Source organism: Stenotrophomonas sp. FW305-3-2-15-E-LB1 (assembly GCF_058787375.1).
In genome coordinates this window covers 120843-138079 of the sequence record NZ_JBYSZR010000004.1, presented here as the reverse complement: position 1 = coordinate 138079, position 17237 = coordinate 120843, and the positions used below count along the sequence as shown (strand labels likewise).

The 17237-nt window shown below is 63.0% G+C and carries 18 protein-coding genes and 1 tRNA gene; 14 read left to right on the top strand and 5 right to left on the bottom strand.

Annotated features, from left to right (window positions below; translation table 11 throughout):
- Nucleotides 1-30: 30 nt before the first annotated feature.
- Nucleotides 31-1164, bottom strand: a complete 1134-nt coding sequence (gene ribA / locus AC3WL7_RS05010) for a GTP cyclohydrolase II RibA (RefSeq protein WP_492749553.1) — start codon at nt 1162-1164, stop codon at nt 31-33.
- 75 nt (nt 1165-1239) lie between these two features.
- On the bottom strand, nt 1240-2160 hold the full coding sequence (locus tag AC3WL7_RS05005; RefSeq protein ID WP_108758948.1) for a lauroyl acyltransferase: 921 nt from the start codon (nt 2158-2160) through the stop codon (nt 1240-1242).
- A 61-nt stretch (nt 2161-2221) separates the two neighbouring features.
- Between AC3WL7_RS05005 and dtd the strand changes: the two genes are divergently transcribed.
- The 12 genes from dtd to AC3WL7_RS04945 all read left to right on the top strand — a co-directional run bounded on the left by dtd (nt 2222) and on the right by AC3WL7_RS04945 (nt 13814).
- On the top strand, nt 2222-2662 hold the full coding sequence (gene dtd / locus AC3WL7_RS05000) for a D-aminoacyl-tRNA deacylase (protein WP_079223626.1): 441 nt from the start codon (nt 2222-2224) through the stop codon (nt 2660-2662).
- A gap of 90 nt (nt 2663-2752) precedes the next feature.
- Nucleotides 2753-4606, top strand: coding sequence for an RNA polymerase sigma factor RpoD (gene rpoD / locus AC3WL7_RS04995; RefSeq protein ID WP_079223624.1), 1854 nt, complete (start codon nt 2753-2755; stop codon nt 4604-4606).
- A 246-nt stretch (nt 4607-4852) separates the two neighbouring features.
- Entirely contained in the window at nt 4853-6253 is a 1401-nt protein-coding gene (yjjJ, locus tag AC3WL7_RS04990; protein WP_492749552.1) for a type II toxin-antitoxin system HipA family toxin YjjJ, read from the top strand.
- Nucleotides 6254-6737: 484 nt separating this feature from the next.
- On the top strand, nt 6738-7070 hold the full coding sequence (locus tag AC3WL7_RS04985; RefSeq protein ID WP_492749551.1) for a hypothetical protein: 333 nt from the start codon (nt 6738-6740) through the stop codon (nt 7068-7070).
- A gap of 40 nt (nt 7071-7110) precedes the next feature.
- Nucleotides 7111-7186, top strand: a tRNA-Ile gene (locus AC3WL7_RS04980).
- 241 nt (nt 7187-7427) lie between these two features.
- On the top strand, nt 7428-8159 hold the full coding sequence (locus AC3WL7_RS04975) for a hypothetical protein (protein WP_492749550.1): 732 nt from the start codon (nt 7428-7430) through the stop codon (nt 8157-8159).
- A gap of 23 nt (nt 8160-8182) precedes the next feature.
- Nucleotides 8183-9016 (top strand): hypothetical protein, encoded by an 834-nt coding sequence (locus tag AC3WL7_RS04970; RefSeq protein WP_492749549.1) that lies wholly within the window; start codon nt 8183-8185, stop codon nt 9014-9016.
- Between the two features lie 318 nt (nt 9017-9334).
- Entirely contained in the window at nt 9335-9937 is a 603-nt protein-coding gene (locus AC3WL7_RS04965) for a hypothetical protein (protein WP_492749548.1), read from the top strand.
- Between the two features lie 409 nt (nt 9938-10346).
- Entirely contained in the window at nt 10347-11402 is a 1056-nt protein-coding gene (locus AC3WL7_RS04960; RefSeq protein WP_492749547.1) for a hypothetical protein, read from the top strand.
- Nucleotides 11392-11619, top strand: a complete 228-nt coding sequence (locus AC3WL7_RS04955; RefSeq protein WP_492749546.1) for a hypothetical protein — start codon at nt 11392-11394, stop codon at nt 11617-11619. The genes AC3WL7_RS04960 and AC3WL7_RS04955 overlap by 11 nt, the downstream gene beginning before the upstream one ends.
- A gap of 686 nt (nt 11620-12305) precedes the next feature.
- On the top strand, nt 12306-12725 hold the full coding sequence (locus AC3WL7_RS04950; RefSeq protein ID WP_492749545.1) for an H-NS histone family protein: 420 nt from the start codon (nt 12306-12308) through the stop codon (nt 12723-12725).
- Nucleotides 12726-12827: 102 nt separating this feature from the next.
- Nucleotides 12828-13814, top strand: coding sequence for a glycoside hydrolase family 43 protein (locus AC3WL7_RS04945; RefSeq protein ID WP_492749544.1), 987 nt, complete (start codon nt 12828-12830; stop codon nt 13812-13814).
- A 56-nt stretch (nt 13815-13870) separates the two neighbouring features.
- On the opposite strand, the gene AC3WL7_RS04940 is transcribed toward AC3WL7_RS04945, so the two are convergent.
- Complete coding sequence (locus tag AC3WL7_RS04940; protein ID WP_492749543.1) at nt 13871-14626, bottom strand: SDR family oxidoreductase; 756 nt, start codon at nt 14624-14626, stop codon at nt 13871-13873.
- Between the two features lie 234 nt (nt 14627-14860).
- Nucleotides 14861-15502, bottom strand: coding sequence for a glutathione S-transferase family protein (locus AC3WL7_RS04935; RefSeq protein WP_492749542.1), 642 nt, complete (start codon nt 15500-15502; stop codon nt 14861-14863).
- A gap of 149 nt (nt 15503-15651) precedes the next feature.
- On the opposite strand from AC3WL7_RS04935, the gene AC3WL7_RS04930 reads away from it, so the two are divergent.
- Nucleotides 15652-15978, top strand: coding sequence for a hypothetical protein (locus tag AC3WL7_RS04930; RefSeq protein ID WP_492749541.1), 327 nt, complete (start codon nt 15652-15654; stop codon nt 15976-15978).
- 191 nt (nt 15979-16169) lie between these two features.
- Complete coding sequence (locus tag AC3WL7_RS04925; protein ID WP_079223597.1) at nt 16170-16622, top strand: PA2169 family four-helix-bundle protein; 453 nt, start codon at nt 16170-16172, stop codon at nt 16620-16622.
- 96 nt (nt 16623-16718) lie between these two features.
- Here AC3WL7_RS04925 and AC3WL7_RS04920 read toward each other — a convergent pair whose 3' ends face one another.
- A complete protein-coding gene (locus tag AC3WL7_RS04920) occupies nt 16719-17036 on the bottom strand; it encodes a KGG domain-containing protein (protein ID WP_079223595.1) in 318 nt (105 codons plus the stop codon).
- Nucleotides 17037-17237 lie beyond the last annotated feature (201 nt).

Genomic DNA, 17237 nt, shown 5'->3' with positions numbered 1-17237 from the left:
CCCCGCGCAGACGGTAGCAGGTCGGCCGCGTTACTGGGCGGCCTGGATCAGCGCGTCGACATCGAGCATGTGGCCGGCGCGGTCGGCCTTGGTGCGCAGGTAGTGCTCGTTCTCGGCGGTGATCTCGCCGGTGACCGGAATGCAGTCCAGCACTTCGATGCCGGCATTGCGCAGGCGCTGTGCCTTGGTCGGGTTGTTGCTGAGCAGGGCCACGCGCGAAATGCCCAGGCCGCGCAGCATCGCCACTGCACTGCCGTAGCGGCGCTCATCGGCACCGAAGCCGAGCTGTGCATCGGCGTCGATGGTGTCCAGGCCGTCGTGCTGGTAGCCATAGGCGCGCATCTTCGCGGCAATACCGGTACCGCGGCCTTCCTGGTCCAGGTACAGCAGGACGCCGCCACCCAGTTCCTTCAGCTTGCGCAGGCCGCGCCGCAGCTGGTCGCCGCAGTCGCACTTGAGCGAACCGAACAGGTCACCGGTCAGGCACGAGGAATGCACGCGTACCGGCACCACCGCCGACAGGTCGGGCTCGCCGACGATGATCGCCACCTGGTCGCGCTGGGCCACGCCGCCGCGGAACACCGCGAAGGTGGTCATGCCGACGTCGCGCAGCGGCACCGGCGAGCGCGCCACCAGTTCGTAGTCATGGGCGGCATGGGCCGCGCCTTCGGCCAGGTCGCACAGGGCCACCTCGGCCGCACCGTCGAAGGTGGGGTCGCCGGTGTCCAGGCGCACGGCCACCATCGCCGGTAGCAGCAGGCCCAGGCGGGCCAGCTCCACTGCGCCGGCATCGAAGTCGTCGCCCGCGCTCCAGCCTTCCGGCATCGGACCCGGTTCGCGCAGGTAGCCCAGCGAGGGCAGGGCATCGAAGGCTACGCCGGCCAGCGGCAGGCGCGCACCCTCGGCGGCCTCCACGCCAAGCACGCGGGCCCGGGTGGCGGTCAGGAACAGGTAATGACGCTCGCGCGCAGCGCTGGCGAAGGCGGCGAAGCTGCTGGCCGTGGCGCTGTCCAGCGCGATCACTGCCAGGCGTTGGCCGTGGCCATCGTGCAGCAGCACCGGGCGACCGGCACGCAGCTCGGCCACCGCGCGTTCGCAGCGGATCGCGGCGGGATCGCCGAACAGGGAAGAAGCAGGCATGGCAGGACCGGGGGAGGCAGACATCGCAGTCTCTATGGGGGCGCCAGCGCGGTATTCAACGTACCGCGGCAGCCGGTCGCAGGCCAGCCGCCGCCGTCCTCAATGCGGATGTTCTTCGGTGGCGTACGGGTCATCTTCGCCGCTGCCCGGCGGGCGCAGCGTGTAGCGCTTGTAGGTCCACTGGTACTGGGTGGGATCGCGCCGGGCGATGCGCTCGATGCCGGCGTTGAGCGCGGTGGCCGCCACCTGCGGGTCCGGATCGGCCACGGCCGGGTCGGTCGGTTCGATGTGCAGGGCGAACTCCATGTCCGGCCCGATGCGCTCGCACCAGCCGTACAGCACGGTGGCGCCGGTGCGCTCAGCCAAGCGGTTGACCAGGGTCATGGTCAGCGCCTGCACGCCGAAGAACGGCACGAACACGCCGTCGCCGGCCTTGGGCTGCTGGTCGGGCAGGATGCCGGTGGCACCGCCGTCCTTGAGCACCTTGAACAGCTGGCGCACGGCCGGGCCTTCAGCGCGCACCTGCTGTACGTTCTGGCCGCCACGCACCAGCTGCAGGAAGGCGTCGCTGGCCTCGTCCTCCGGTGGCTTGTAGACGATGGCGATCTGCCCGCGCGAGGCCAGCCACTGGTTCAACAGCTCCCAGTTGCCGTAGTGCGGGGCGGCCACGATCACGCCCTTGCCGCTGGCCAGGGCCGCGTCGTACAGGGCCGCGCCGTGCTGTTCCTTCAGGTGCAGGCGCAGGTTGTCGGCCGGCGGCCGGCTCCACAGGCGCAGGGTTTCGATGGCCTGCAGGGCGGTCGAGCGCAGCAGCTCGCGGTGCAGGCGGTCGCGCGCGTCGCCGGTGATCTCCGGGTAGGCCAGCTCCAGGTTGCGCCGGGTCACCCGGCTCTCGCGGGCGTTCAGGCGGATCCATGCCCAGGCCACGGCGTGCGCGAACCCCCGCAGCAGCGGCCAGGGCAGGCGGGCGAACAGGGTGGTGGCGCGATGGACCAGCCGGGCTTTGCGTTGCGGATTCATTGGCCCCAGTTTAGCCAAGGGCGCTGCTATCGTGGCCGCCCCCGTTATCTGGAGCCCTTCGATGCTCGTCCTGATCCAGCGTGTCACCCAGGCTGCCGTGCATGTGGAGGGCGAGGCGGTCGGGCAGATCGGCCCCGGCCTGCTGGCCCTGGTGGGCATGGAACCGGGCGATACCGAGGCGCAGCTGCAGCGGATGGCCGATCGCCTGCTTGGCTACCGTGTATTTGCAGATGAGGCGGGGAAAATGAACCGTTCGCTGCGCGATACCGGGGGCGGGCTGCTGCTGGTCAGCCAGTTCACCCTGGCCGCCGATACCCGGTCGGGCATGCGCCCCAGCTTCACCAGCGCCGCGCCGCCGGACGAGGCTGAACGCGGGTTCAATCGATTTGTCGGGATCTGCCGTGAAAAACACGCCCCGGGGGTGGAAACGGGCCGGTTTGGTGCCCATATGGTCGTCAGCCTGGTCAACGACGGTCCCGTGACCTTCCTTCTCAGGCCCTAGGCCGCCGGGACCACCGCCCGGCAGGCGGGGCCCCGGGCTGGTATAATGCTACGTTCCCTATTTCTCCCTAGCCGGTGGCGCGAGCACTACATGGCCAACGAACGTCCTGCCCAATCCGAAATCAAGCAACTGATCAGCAAGGGCCTGGAACAGGGCTACCTGACCTACGCCGAAGTCAATGACCATCTGCCGGACGACATGGTCGACCCGGAACAGATCGAAGACATCATCGGCATGATCAACGGCATGGGCATTGATGTCCATGAAGTTGCGCCGGATGTGGAAACCCTGCTTCTCAACGACGGCAACACGGGCAACCGTGAGGTCGACGACACCGCGGCCGAAGAAGCCGCCGCAGCGCTGAGTGCGCTGGACACCGAAGGTGGCCGCACCACCGACCCGGTGCGCATGTACATGCGCGAAATGGGCACCGTCGAGCTGCTGACCCGCGAAGGCGAAATCGCCATCGCCAAGCGCATCGAGGAAGGCCTTTCGCAGGTGCAGGCTGCCCTGGGCCAGTTCCCGGTCTCGGTCGAATCGCTGCTGTCCGACTACGACGCCCACAAGGAAGGCAAGAAGCGCCTGGCCGAAGTGATCGTCGGCTTCAACGACCTCTCCGACGAAGTGCCGGCTCCGGCCGCTGCTGCGTCCGATGACAGCGACGACAGCGACGACGACAGCGACGAAGACGAAGATGATGATGTCGACGGCGGTGATGAAGAAGCCGCACCGACCGGTCCGGACCCGGAGGAAGTCGCCGCGCGCATGCAGGCGCTGACCGACGCGTTCAATGCCTTCAAGAAGGCTGCCGCCAAGGGCGACAAGAAGAACCTGCCCAAGCTCCGCGAGGAGATGTCGGCGGTGTTCGTCACCCTGAAGCTGCCGCTGCCGCTGACCGACGTGCTGACCAAGCAGCTGCGCGACACCATGGCCGACATCAAGTCGCATGAGCGCCGCGTGCTGAACCTGGCCACCGTCACCGCCCGCATGCCGCGCAAGGACTTCATCCGTTCCTGGGAAGGCAACCAGACCAACCTGGAATGGGTGGAAGACGCACTGAAGCGTAAGCAGAAGTGGTCCTCGGCGCTGCGTGAGGTGAAGGACCAGATCGTGTCCGAGCAGCAGGCCACCATCGACATCGAAAAGCTGACCCTGCTGGACCTGGACGAGCTGAAGGAAATCAGCCGCGCCATGGCCTACGGCGAAGCCAAGGCCCGCAAGGCCAAGAAGGAAATGGTCGAGGCCAACCTGCGCCTGGTCATCTCCATCGCCAAGAAGTACACCAACCGCGGCCTGCAGTTCCTCGACCTGATCCAGGAAGGCAACATCGGCCTGATGAAGGCCGTGGACAAGTTCGAATACCGCCGCGGTTACAAGTTCTCGACCTACGCCACCTGGTGGATCCGCCAGGCGATCACCCGCTCGATTGCCGACCAGGCACGCACCATCCGTATCCCGGTGCACATGATCGAGACGATCAACAAGTTGAACCGCATTTCCCGCCAGATGCTCCAGCAGTACGGCCGCGAGGCTACGCCGGAGGAGCTGGCCAAGGAAATGGACATGCCGGAAGACAAGATCCGCAAGGTGATGAAGATCGCCAAGGAGCCGATCTCGATGGAAACCCCGATCGGCGACGACGAGGATTCCCATCTGGGCGACTTCATCGAGGACACCAACGTGGAGTCCCCGATCGAGAACACCACCAACATCAACTTGTCTGAAACCGTGCGCGACGTGCTGGCCGGCCTCACCCCGAGGGAAGCCAAGGTGCTGCGCATGCGCTTCGGCATCGACATGAACACCGACCACACGCTGGAAGAGGTCGGCAAGCAGTTCGACGTGACCCGCGAGCGCATCCGCCAGATCGAAGCGAAGGCCCTGCGCAAGCTGCGTCACCCGAGCCGCTCGGAGCAGCTGCGCAGCTTCCTGGATATCGACTGATATTCGGCGAATGCTGATGAGTTGAGAGAAACCCCGCTTCGGCGGGGTTTTTCTTTGGTAGCGCCGGGCCGCGCCCGGCGGGGTGTATGCAGTATTCGTAATTTTTACGTAACACTATTTCTGATGTCTGCTAGGGATGGTTTTGCAAAAATCCGTGTAAAACAATAGTTTTTAAGTTTTACCCCGCTTGCAGGCTGCATTATTTTGCGATAAATACGTAACACTATTCGTCCCCAAGGCCCGCCCATGGCCCGCCGCGCGCTCCTGCAACCCCAGGATCTGATCGCCCAGCTTCCCCCCGGCCAGCCACAGCCGGCGGCCGCGCTGGCCGAGCGCCTGGGCGTGAACCGCATGACGCTCAGCCGCCTGGTCGCGGCCAGTGGCGATCAGGTCGTGCGCCTGGGCCAGACGCGCGCCACCGCCTATGCCCTGCGCCAGCCCTCCCGCGTGGGCAGCGAATGGCCGCTGTACCGCCTGCGCGAAGACGCCACGCTGGAAGAGCTGGGTCGTGTGATCGCGCTCAGTGGCGACACCTTCCACGTGGATGCCAGCCGTGCGCGGCCCAACCTGCTGCGCGCGCCGGACGGCGACATCGCCGCCTTCTTCCCGGGCCTGCCGTGGTACCTCGACGACCTGCGCCCGCAGGGCTTCCTCGGCCGCAGCTTCGCGCATGGACGTGCGCGCGGGCTTGGACTGCCTTCGGATCTGGCCCGCTGCCAGCGCGACGACGTGCTGGTGGCGCTGGTGCATGGCGGCGGAACCGAGACCGGCGATCTGCTGCTGGGCAGTGAGGCCGTGCAGGCGGCTCTGGCCGCGCTGGATGCACCGCCTGACCGCGTGGATGTACGCGACCGCCCGCAGCAGTACCCGCAACGCGCGCGTGCCGCATTGGCCGGCGAAGACGTGGGTTCTTCGCCCGGCGGCGAGCAGCCCAAGTTCACCGCCACCGTGGAAGGCGAGGGTGGTCGCCGCGCGGTGATCGTGAAGTTTGCCCAGCCCGACGGCGGCGAGGCCGCGCAACGCTGGTCCGACCTGCTGGTCTGCGAACACCTGGCACTGGAAACCCTGCGCGCCGCTGGCGTGGATGCCGCCAGCAGTGAGTTGCTGCAGACGCCCACGCATACCTTCCTGGAAGTCACGCGTTTCGACCGCAGTGCCGATGTGCTGGGGCGCCGGGGCTTTGTTTCGCTGCTGTCGCTGTCGTCCGCGTTTACCGGCGAAGCGACGCTGGAGTGGCCGCGCGCGGGTGCGCAGCTGCAGGCGCTGGGCTGGTTGTCTGCGGCGACCGTGCAGGCGATGGCGCGGCTGCATGCGTTTGGCCGGTTGATCGGCAACAGCGACATGCACCAGGGCAACATCGGTTTCCGCCTCGTTGATCGCGGCCCGTTCCCGCTGGCGCCGGCCTACGACATGTTGCCGATGTCGTTGGCGCCGTCGCGGCTGGGTGTGCTACGGCAGGATGTGCTGTTGGATGCGGTGGCGCCGCGTGAGAGCGGGGAGCTGGAGCATCTGCGCTGGGCGGCGCCACTGGCGAGCGAGTTCTGGGCGCGCGTTGCGGGGGATGCGCGGGTGGGGTCGGACGGATTGCGCGCGCTGGCGCGGGGGAATGCCGAGCGGGTGAGGGTGATGGGGGCGCGGTTCGGGTGATTTCGGGTGACGCATCTCCCCGCGTTTCCAATGATTGAGTCGCTCTTAGTGCCTCGGCGCTGCGCCCTGTGACGTACTCGGCTTTGAGGATTGTTGGAATCTGACCGCAGAATTTTCCTGTGCGCTGCGCTCACCCAGTCGAATTCCTAATCCGTTCAAGGCGTTGGACCTTCCGGATGCTGCATGCACTCCAGAGCGTGTCGCAATCAGCAATTGAGCCCTCTACCTTCCTTTCTACACAGTCCTTCGCAGGTGCTCAACACACCTTCGTAGGCGGGTTGTCTGACGCAATAGCAGGCAGTCCAAGGTCAAGCCGTATCACTCGCCATCCCGGTGAGCTCCAAGGTTTCTGACCGGGTGGCGCGCAGCCATACAAGACTCCGCAAGGAGGAAAGCTGCGGGCGGCCCTACGACCGTGTTGAAGCACCCGGTCGCCTCTCTCAACAGGAGGCGGAAGAGGTTCGACGAATCGTAGGAGAGCGAGATGGGACTGAAGCCGATAGCTGGTGTCGCTTCTGATGAAAAGGGGGCGGCGGACGACTGTGATTTCGTGCCGTTGATGGACTGGGATGAGGTGCTGCAGGATGAGCGCGAGGATCGGCTGGGGTTTGCCCGGCGTACGACGTACGCGTTGCTGACGCTCCCGGGATCGGGACTGGTTGAGGGCTTTAGTGGTGGCAATCAGCCAGGGCTTGAATCGGCCCGGCGGACGGTGGCCCTTTTCCACGCGCATCTGAGGCAGATGCAGCACTTCGCGGAGATTGCCGAGGTGCGGCTGGAGCAGGTGGCCAAGGCACTGGCCGTGATGCCTGAGTAGCCGGGCGGGGGCGCGCTCCACTACACTGTGGCGCTGCGCAGGGCCTATAGCTCAACGGTTAGAGCAGAGGACTCATAATCCTTTGGTTCCAGGTTCGAATCCTGGTGGGCCCACCAGATTAATGCTCGGTCGATTGGAGGGCGTCTGCGGTACGCTCCCCACACCTAGACAGTCGAATGCACGGTAGCCGCTGCGGTAGATCTCAGCGGGCTAGATGTTCGCGGATCGCTCATTGATCTCACTAGAGCCCGCCCCCCCACTCTGTAACTCTCGTCCGCCATTGGCCGGTGGGCTCTAGGCCGGTTAGGATCTCTCCAATCGGGCATGGCGCCACCAAGGCCTCAAGGGGGGGGATAAATGGAATTGGCTTGGGCCACGGTAATTGAAGGATCGGAAACGCCAGCTGGAGACGGCGATTTTGGGGCTCTCCGGTGTGTAATTCAGACGGTGGACGGCGAGCTTCTTGCCGCAGTTCTTAAGCGGGACCCTCCGGAATTTGTCTTTGCGGAGGCGCTCTGCTCAATTCTTCTGAGCCGATGGGGTCTGGTTGTTCCTCGACCATTCCTAATTGCGGACACCCACGGGGTGTCGTTTGCCAGTGCTGATGTTGGATACCCTAATCTCAAGCAGCGGGTTGGACTAGGGCCGGGTCATGCGGAGGCCGACCAGGAAATCGCGTTTAGACTGGCTACTACTTTGGTCGGTTCCTTTCCTTCCACCCCGCTGGCTCTTGCGATAGATGAAGCGATAGACAACCGCGACCGCAACCTCGGAAATATACTTTGGGACGGCACCCAAGAGGCCTGGATAGATCACGCACTAGCTCTTGGGAACGGCCTTCACATGGATGACCTGAACAAGTTGTGCATACTGATGGTAGAGGCCGGAAAGGCGGACGAGGCGCTACATGGTGCAATCGCCCAATGGTTGGCTCTGAATCGATCAGAAGTTGCCAGCGCGGCCCTTGTTGTAGAAGGGATGCACAATGCTGGACCGTGGCAAGCACTGATCGTTGAGCGCCTTGAGGACTTGGGTGCACGCCTCACTGCTCGCTTCCCCAGACCTGATGATCTATTGGCAAATCTGTGATGAATATGCCTACGGAGTCCATCGTGACCAAGCCTCAGCGGCACCCTTGGCGGCCCATGTTTTGGGAGCCGGTGACGGGAACTGGTGAGCGAATTCTTGTTGGGGTTCTTTACAATTTCGAGGGTACGGCAGGCGTCTTCCGTTTCATTCGAGACGAGTCACTTGATGGGATGTTTGGTGCTCAGGCCACCGGTGCTCGCCGTCTAATTGATCAAGCATTGTCCACATACGTCGCAATTGCTGAACAGCGCAACGGGAGCATTGAGTCTTCGGATGCGAGGTACATGGGGCTTGTCCCTGGGCCGCTGAGGGAAACGTCTGCACACAGTTTAAATGATCTCCTGCGTACAGCTGCGCTGCTCTATTCCAGTATGGCGAGCTTGGCCAAGCTAGAAGACCTTGATCAAGCCGAGACGCCACTTCCAGAAGACGTCAATCGACGATTTAGTACCGAGGTTAAGGACTTAGTGCTGGCGCAGCGTCCGGAGTTTTCGGACTATTTTGGCCGTTCTACTCCTCTGGTCAACGGAGGCAATCCTGTGAAGTTTGGCTTTGCATCACAACGGGCGCTTCTCCACTTCTGTGTCGTTCACCCATTGCGTATTGGTGCAAGCATTCGTGATGCTAGAGCTCGCCTTTTTGAGCTTCAGCGTGCTCGGGAACTGGTTGGAATCTCAGGAGCGGCGTTGATCGGTGCGACGACGCGAAGCGACGACGTTACGCTGGGCGATAAGCAGAGGACTGCTGTAGCCAGTGCGCGCGAAGAGATTGAGGCTGAGGCGTTGGCGGCTGAGTTGCGCTTCTATCCCGTCACATCGGCCGTCGAAGGTGCAGAGAAGGTCCTGCAAGCCGCGTAGACCGTTGTGGCGCGATTAGGACGCAATCAACACGCCGATTGAGCCAAAGGGAGCCAATCCCCGGCCTGACGCCTACACACGAGCTACAGCTGCAGGTCGCTATCTAGTCGCTGCAAGGGTCGTTCAGCGCAGTTAACTAGTCTCCGAAAGACAGCGTGGCATTACGCTGACGCCATCAGATCGTCACTTCGCTGGAACGGTGCGCATGGGACTGGCTTGGGGATGATCCATATGCCGGTCCGAGATTGTCCGCAGCACCCATGCCTTAAGAAGCAGCAGTTGGGGCCGATATCAGACGTAAATGCAGCGGGTAGTACCATGTCCTCCCAGCAATTCCCAAGCCAGCTAGACGTTACTCTGGGTGCCGCGAGGTCGGTGGGTGAGCCTCTGCGCGGCGGTTGGATTCTTGAATTTTGGGGATTACTTGTGCTTTCAGTAATCTTCCAATGGTGGGGGCCATACATCTGGAAAAACCCTAAAACTGTCGAAGCAGTTGTGAGTGGAATCTCTTCGATCCCTCTTCTTGGGGCGATGTTTTACCTGTCGCTCGCAGTAAATTCGTTGTGGTTTGTTGCCGCCATCTTCGACATTGACGAGTACTATCTGCCGGTACTTGACTGGTTCCTAACTACTATCCGCACCTACATGCTTGCTGTCGCAGCAGTCCTACTGGGGCGTGTTTGGCCCTGGACATGGAGTAAGGAGATAGCGATCAACCTGGCAGCAGTCGTCGTAGGTGGCATCTGGTATGTCATCATCTTTCACACAAGCACAGATCGACGAAAGCACCTCCACGCTGCCAGTGGAGGTGGGGCGAAGATTGGCTATGCGGTGTTCGCTAACTGTGTTTTGGCCGCGCTTGCTGTTTTTTCAATCTGGCTACTTCAGCTGTATCCGCAGGTTTTGGATTCTGTTCTCTAATCTCTAAGGTCTACGTCCAGATGTGGTGTGACCCGGCGGCATTGCGCTGTAGCTCGTCAGCTTCCTCTCGCAGCTTTTCGTTGCTGGTGCTCACATCAGGTAGGGAGATGCCCGGATCAATGAATGGCCTTTGCTGCAACCGCGATTGGTGCGAAAGGAGGGGGTAGTGGCTGGGGAGCCGGCTGGTGGCTGAAAGACGGTCTCGCGCATGGTGCTGGAGTGGCGCGAGGCCAGCCGAGCCGGACCGAGAGTCAGGGGAGGGGCGTCCTGTGGGGAGGGGGGCGGGAAAACCACGATAAAGGTGCCGCCAGGCAGACCCCTGTCGTAATCTTCTGAGACTGAGACTAGTATTCGCCATCGGCTGAGCAGAAGCTGGCCGAACCCGGGGCACAGCAAACAGTGGGAGTGGATGACCACAAACGTAGTCGTCGCCACTTACCATGGCGTCGTTTTAGGATGCGATTCGCTCTCCAGCATGATGGAGCGTGCGTACTTTCCATTTCGTACTCCCGACGCACTGGCTCGAGATGAAGATGGTGAGCTAATTCGGGATGCGGAGGGGAGGCCACTACTTGTTCTTGATGAGCGCAATTTCCAGATGACGCCTACCAACATCATGGGCGGAGTACGGAAAATGTTCGTTCTGTATCAGGACAAGGACGTGTCCGATATTGAACGCTCCGTGGCAGCAACCACTGCAGGACTCGGTACGTTGAACGGAGTAGTAATTTCAGATCTGGCAGACCGGTTTCGCCGGAGGTGCTTCGCAGATCAGAAAATATACGAAGCTGCCGAGCAGGTCGTAAACGACTTCATCGATTTCCTGCGCCCCCTTTGGGAGCAGCAGGTCCAGTTCGATCCCGAGAAGGGTGACGGGTACTACCGGGCTGATGACCTTCAGTTCATCGTTTCTGGCTACTGCCCAGATGATGCCTACATCAAGGTTTTTAGGGTCAGTATCGCGGCGGGAGATGCAGGGGAAGCTGCCGAGATATTTCCGGATGCACCCCATTGCAGTGCGGCTTGGGGAGGACAGACTTCGTCGATCGAAGCATTGATAAACGGTACCAGCTTCAACGCGATGTGGCCCATAAACCATGCAGTGGCCGCCGCGATGGAGAGGCAACGTTCGACTTTAGTGACATCAGTGCTGGATCAGCTGAGGGAGCAGGGCGTAGAGATTCCTGAACAAGCTCAGCTTGACGTCACGGTGGAGCTGCCGGAGGACTTGCCCTGGGGTCAGGGGGCTCCTCAATTCAGTTGGGCCAATTTGCCTGTACAATCCGCAGTCGATTTGGTGTCAACCTTGGTTAACGCCGAATCTGCTATACAGAAGTTCGCAATGGGCATTCCGACGGTCGGAGGCCGTACACGGGTAGGCCTTATGCAACGTGGCATGCCTTTTGCATTTTTAAACGAGCCGGAAATCGTTCACCAACATGTGGGATACAACCATGATGCGTAGCTCCTACAACTCCGCCGCCATGAAGGCACCGGCGTTTGAGGTGTCTGATCGTCCAGTTCGAATCGTAGCGCCGCAGAGCAACGGCAAGGCTAACTTGGCTCCCGTACACAAAGGGCAAGTGAAGACCGGCCGATTTGTCATTCGAATTCAAGATGGAAAAGCGGTCGTCGTGACTCCAACATTGGTGGATTTACCCAAGATCAAGATTGCCGGGTGAACTCGATGGCCCCGCATAAGCGGGGCTTTTTGGTGGAACTTCTCACCCGTGAAGTTGCGAGCCTCGATTAGGTGTTCCGCAATGTGAGAGTCGAACTGGCTGCGAGAGACGCTGCGGTAGAACGCCGATTCCTCGACGGTCAGCCGGTGTTTGCTAGATAGGTCGACCCGCTGGGCGGTTAGCTGCTGCATCAGAAGGGTGATCTCCTGCTCAAACGCCAGTGCGGCTGGCAACTCGTCCAGGGCTCCTCCTTGGTGTGTAGCCGAGAGTAGCTCTCTGGATTACATCGGGGAGTGGAACCGGGCGATCTTGTTGCGTAAGGCAGTGGGCGCACCAGAGGGCCCTAGCGCGCCCAAGGGCGCCTAGCCTTCCAACAAGGATGTTTGAAAATCCTGAAAAGCTTTGCCTGACCAAGGACGAGATCAAACCGCTGACGCGTACGCCTCTGAAAGGCTCGACAGCTTCAGTTCCTTTGAGAGAACGGCATCGGGCACTTCTCGAGTACTTGGCCGGCTTCGCGGTTGCTTTCATGGCTCGCGTGCTGGCAACCATCCGCTCTGTTTGACGATCAGCTAGGGGGCCTCGATGCCATGTCTGATAAGCGGGAAGCATCGTCCGCCAGCCATTGCTGATTTATCAATAAAACAAACTTGACACCCAGCCCGCCGCAGTAGACCTTTCCCCGCATGACTATCGATATCGAATCGCTCAGCCTTCGGGAGCTGGGCGCACTGGTGGCTGCGGCCGAACAGCGCAAAGCCCTCATCACCACCCGCCGCCCGGCCGCCGCCGTGCGCCGCCTGCTGAAGGCCGCTGCCGCCGAAGCCGGTTACACCATCGAAGAACTCTTCGGTGATGAAGCCACAGAAACCGCCGCACCCGCGCGCAAACCCGCCCGCCGTAAAACCGGCAAGGTCGCCGCCAAATACCGCGATCCGGAATACAAGCGCCTGACCTGGACCGGCCGTGGCCGCATGCCGCGTTGGCTGGCACACAAGGTGTCCATGGGCCACAAGGTCACCGATTTCCTGATTCCGGGCCTGGCCAAGCCGACCGCGGGCAAGACCAGCAGCATCGGCAAGCGCACCGTCATCAAGAAAGCCTGAGGCCTGCGTCCCACTCCCGCGCATGGGGTGGGGCTGCCCGCGCATTCCGCATCTGAATCGATCTAATATGCTCCCAATCTATCCAGCACGGGAGCGCACGGCATGGCGTTGGGCAAGTGGATGATGGCCGCCTGCATGGCAGCGGCATTGGCAACGGGCGCGCAGGCCGCGCCGCCGGCCACCTCGGGTAATCCGATCCTGAAGGGGTGGTATGCCGACCCGGAAGCGGCGGTATTCGCCAACCGCTACTGGATATTCCCGACCACCTCGGCGGACTACGATGCGCAGATCACCTTCGATGCATTCTCGTCGCCGGATCTGGTGCATTGGACCAAGCATGCCGATGTTCTGAACGCGAAAAACGTGGCCTGGGCCAAGCGCGCGATGTGGGCGCCGTCCGTGGTGGAAAACAACGGCAAGTACTACTTCTTCTTTGCCGCCAACGACATCAAGACCGACAGCGAACTGGGTGGCATTGGCGTGGCCGTGGCCGACCGCCCGGAAGGCCCGTACAAGGATCTGCTGGGCAAGCCGCTGGTAGGCGCCTTCCATAATGGCGCGCAGCCCATCGACCAGTTCGTGTTCAAGGATGACGACGGCGCCTGGTACATGATCTACGGCGGTTGGAAGCACGCCAACATCGTCCGCCTGAAGGATGATTTCACCGGCGTGCTGCCGCTGGCCGATGGTTCGCTGTTCAAGGAAATCACCCCCGCGCCGGAATACGTGGAGGGCCCGCTGATGTTCAAGCGCGGTGGCCACTATTACTTCATGTGGTCCGAAGGCGGCTGGGGTGGCCCGGATTACACGGTGGCCTATGCCATTGCCGATGCACCCACCGGCCCGTTCAAGCGTGTCGGCACGGTGCTGCAGCAGGATGAAGCCATCGCTACCAGCGCCGGCCACAACTCGGTGATCCACGTGCCGGGCACCGACCGCTGGTACATCGTCTACCACCGTCGCCCGCACGGTGACACCGCCCGCGACCATCGCGAGACCGCCATCGAGCGCATGCACTTCGATGCGCAGGGCCACATCCTGCCGGTGAAGATCACCCATGAGGGCGTGGCGGCCGATCCGCTGCGCTGAGGGCCGCCACCGGATCCTTCCGGCGGCGGCTGTCAGGCGCGGTGGTGCGACCGCGCCTACGCGGGATTCATCAGCGCGAAGATCGCATCGTAGGTGCCATCGCGTTCGGCCCAGCGTCGCGCCTGGTCAGCGTCCAGCAGCACTTCACCGCGTGGATGATCGCCGCGTTCCAGCTTCAGCAGCACCTGCTGCACGTAGTCCTGCACGGGCATGGCGCGAGGGTCGCTGGCCTGCGCGGCGCCGGTCAGCCCGGTCTGCACGTAGGGCGGCGAGAGTTCCAGCACGTCCACCGGCAGGTGGCGCAGTTGATGGCGCAGCGATACCAGCCACGAATGAAGGAAGGCTTTGCTGGCGCAGTACGTGGGGAAGCTGGCCAGGGGCAGGAAGGCCAGCGACGAGCTGGTGGCCATCAAGGTCGCGCTGCGCTGCCGGGTCAGCAGCGGCAGGAAGGTCGCGACCGTGCGCAGCACGCCCAGGATGTTGGTGTCGACGATGGCTTCGGCATCGAGGTCATCCCAGTGGCCGCTGGCCAGATCTTCCGCGCGCGAGATGCCTGCATTGGCCATGAGCACGTTCAGCGAGGGAAAGCGCGCGTGTACGACCTCGGCCACCTGCGCCAGCGACGCGGTGTCGCCGAGCTCCAGTGGCAGGCCGGTCATGCCGGGGCGCTGCGCGCAGATGGCGTCCAGCAGTGCGGGGTCGCGGCCGGTGATGATGACCTGGTTGCCGCGGTCATGCAGGGCTTCGGCGAATGCGCGGCCAATGCCACGGCTGCCGCCGGTGATGAGGATGGTGTTGCCGGAGAGCTTCATGGGAGTGCCTTTCCAGAGGGTCTGGGGAAAGGCCACGGCAGGATGCATCCCTTCCAGCAGAAAGGGGAGGGCAGGACGGTACCGTGGCGCCTTTGATCCGGGTTCCCTCTGCTGAGGCCCTCCCGGGTGTGGGCGCGTTGGATGACGATAACGCCTGCGGCAGCGCCTGATGCAGGGCTGCGGCGCAGACTTTAGGCCTGTGCGGGCTGGGCGTCAATGTGGCGGCTGCTGGTGCTACTGGTGCTGGAACACCGCCAGCTGCGCAGCAAACGCGCGCTGGTACGCTGGCCGCGTCGTCGCGCGCGCCACGTAGGCAGCCAGCAACGGGAATGCATCGACGATGCCGCTGCTCTTCAAGCGCAGCAGCACCGACACCATCAGCAGGTCGCCGGCACTGAACGCGCCGTCCAGCCAGGGGCCATCACCGAGCCGTGCTGACAGCTCATCCAGCCGCCGCCGCACGCGCTCATCCAGCATCACCAGCCGTTGCGCGTACCAGGGCTGCTCGCGCTCCAGCACCCAGGCCATCGAGCGCTCGACGATGGGCGGTTCCACCGTGTTCAAGGCGGCGAACATCCAGACGATCGCGCGCATGCGGCCCGCTGCATCCGCGGGAAGCAGGCCCGGATGCTGCTCGGCCAGGTGCAGGATGATCGCGCCCGATTCAAACAGCCGCAGATCGCCGTCCTCATAGGTGGGAATCTGCCCGAACGGATGGCGCGCACGGTGCGCGGGTTCCTTCATCTCGGCGAAGGTCAGCAGCTGCACGTCGTAGGCGATGCCCAGTTCCTCCAGCGCCCAGCGCACGCGCATGTCGCGGGCCAGGCCCTGGCCGCGGTCGGGGGAGGTGGCGAAGGCGGTGAGGATCGGGTGCATGGCGGTGCTCCTGCAGGCGAAGGGCCTGCCTTTCCCGTTCCGACGAACGGCGGGGGCGGGAATCGACACCTGGTCGCACCTACCTGCGCATTTACCGAAAGGGGCCGCTGTCGGATACTTCAGAGACGCTCCGCCGAGGTCATGGAACCATGAGACACCGTCGTCCCGCCCTCGTGCCACTTCCTCGTCCTCGCGCGGATGATGCTCCGTATCTTGCGTTTGCATGGTTCCGGGAGGAAGAGTACGCCATCTTCAAGGCGCTCCTGCCTGAGCGGGACTGGCACGATACGTTTGCCGAGTGGGAGAAAGATATTGAGCGCCACGTGTGGCTCGCCAGAGTGAGTGGCGTCGGCACTGTCCGGGTGACAGTGGCGGTGGCCGACTTTGTGGAATGGTGCCTGGCAAACGATTTGCCCGTCGAGTCGTCTTCGCTGTCGAAATTCGCGTCATCGCATGGCGAATCGCCGAATCCATGAGGATGGACGAGAACGTTCTCTGAGCGTGAATCCCATGCAAGAGAACGTGAACAGTCAGTTGCCGTTCGAGACAGTGATTCCTGCATAAAACAGTGCTCACCCGCGCCGCACATGCACTTCTCCACTCTGGTCCTGCAGGCAACGGACACACCGCTGCCCTCATCCCGCAGACCCGATCAAGGAGAAACACCATGAGCACCCAGTCCACCATCGAACACCGCCTCAACGACCTGATCGAGATCGCCCGCGACGGCAAGTCGTTCTATGAAGAAGCCGCCACCAAGGTGAAGGACACCGAGCTGTCCGCACTGTTCGTGCGCATCGCCGGTGTCAAGGCGCGTATCGTGTCCTCGCTCAGCAGCGCCGTCGTCGCCACCGGCGGCAAGCCGGCCGAGCACGGCACCATGGTCGGTTCCATGCAGCAGTTCTACGGCAAAGTACGCGCCGCCTTCGGCGATACCAACTATGGCTACGTGGCCGAGCTGGAAGAATCCGAGGACCGCCTGCTGGGCGCGTTCAAGGACGTGCTGAACGACAACGACCTGCCGCCGGCCGTGCGCCAGGAAGTGACCGCGTGGCTGCCGGAAGTGCAGGATTGCCACCGCGTGATGCGCGACCGCAAGCATGCGATGAAGGCGGCCTGATCCCCAGCTTCGGCTGCGTGATCGCTGCTGTGCAGGGCCCCGCCATTGGCGGGGCCTGGTCGTTATTGGCCCGGATGGATTGGCCCAGACGGAGAGTCAGCCCTGTTGCGGGTAGGGCGACGCTGGTGCGGCAGGGGCCTGCGGTTCGTCCTGCATCTGTTGCTGCTGCTGGCGCTGCGCATTGGCATGCCGTGCATGCCCGCCCTCGCGGCCGATCGCCGCCATGTGCTGGCGGTTGCGGCTGATCGCCTCACCTCCCTTGCGGCCGGCGACGCGTGCCTCGGCGGAACTGAATTCATGCGCGTTGCCCGATGCGTGGGCCGCGCGGCCGCCCTTGGCGGCGATGGCGCGTTGCTTGTCTTCATCCATCGAGGCGAAGCCGCGATTCTGTGCGCCGTGGGGTGCATTGGCCATGCTGTGTCTCCTGTGCGGAAGGGACGCCGCCAGCTTCGACGACCGCTTCCATCCTGCACAGGCGGGGCTAATGGCAGGTGCATATCCCCACCGCGGCTTTCACGCCGGCCATGCATGCGCTTGACGCCCCGCTACCAGGCCGCGCACGTGAACAGGCTGTTGCCGAGCCTTCGCCCGCGCCTAGAATCGGGTCATCCCGGT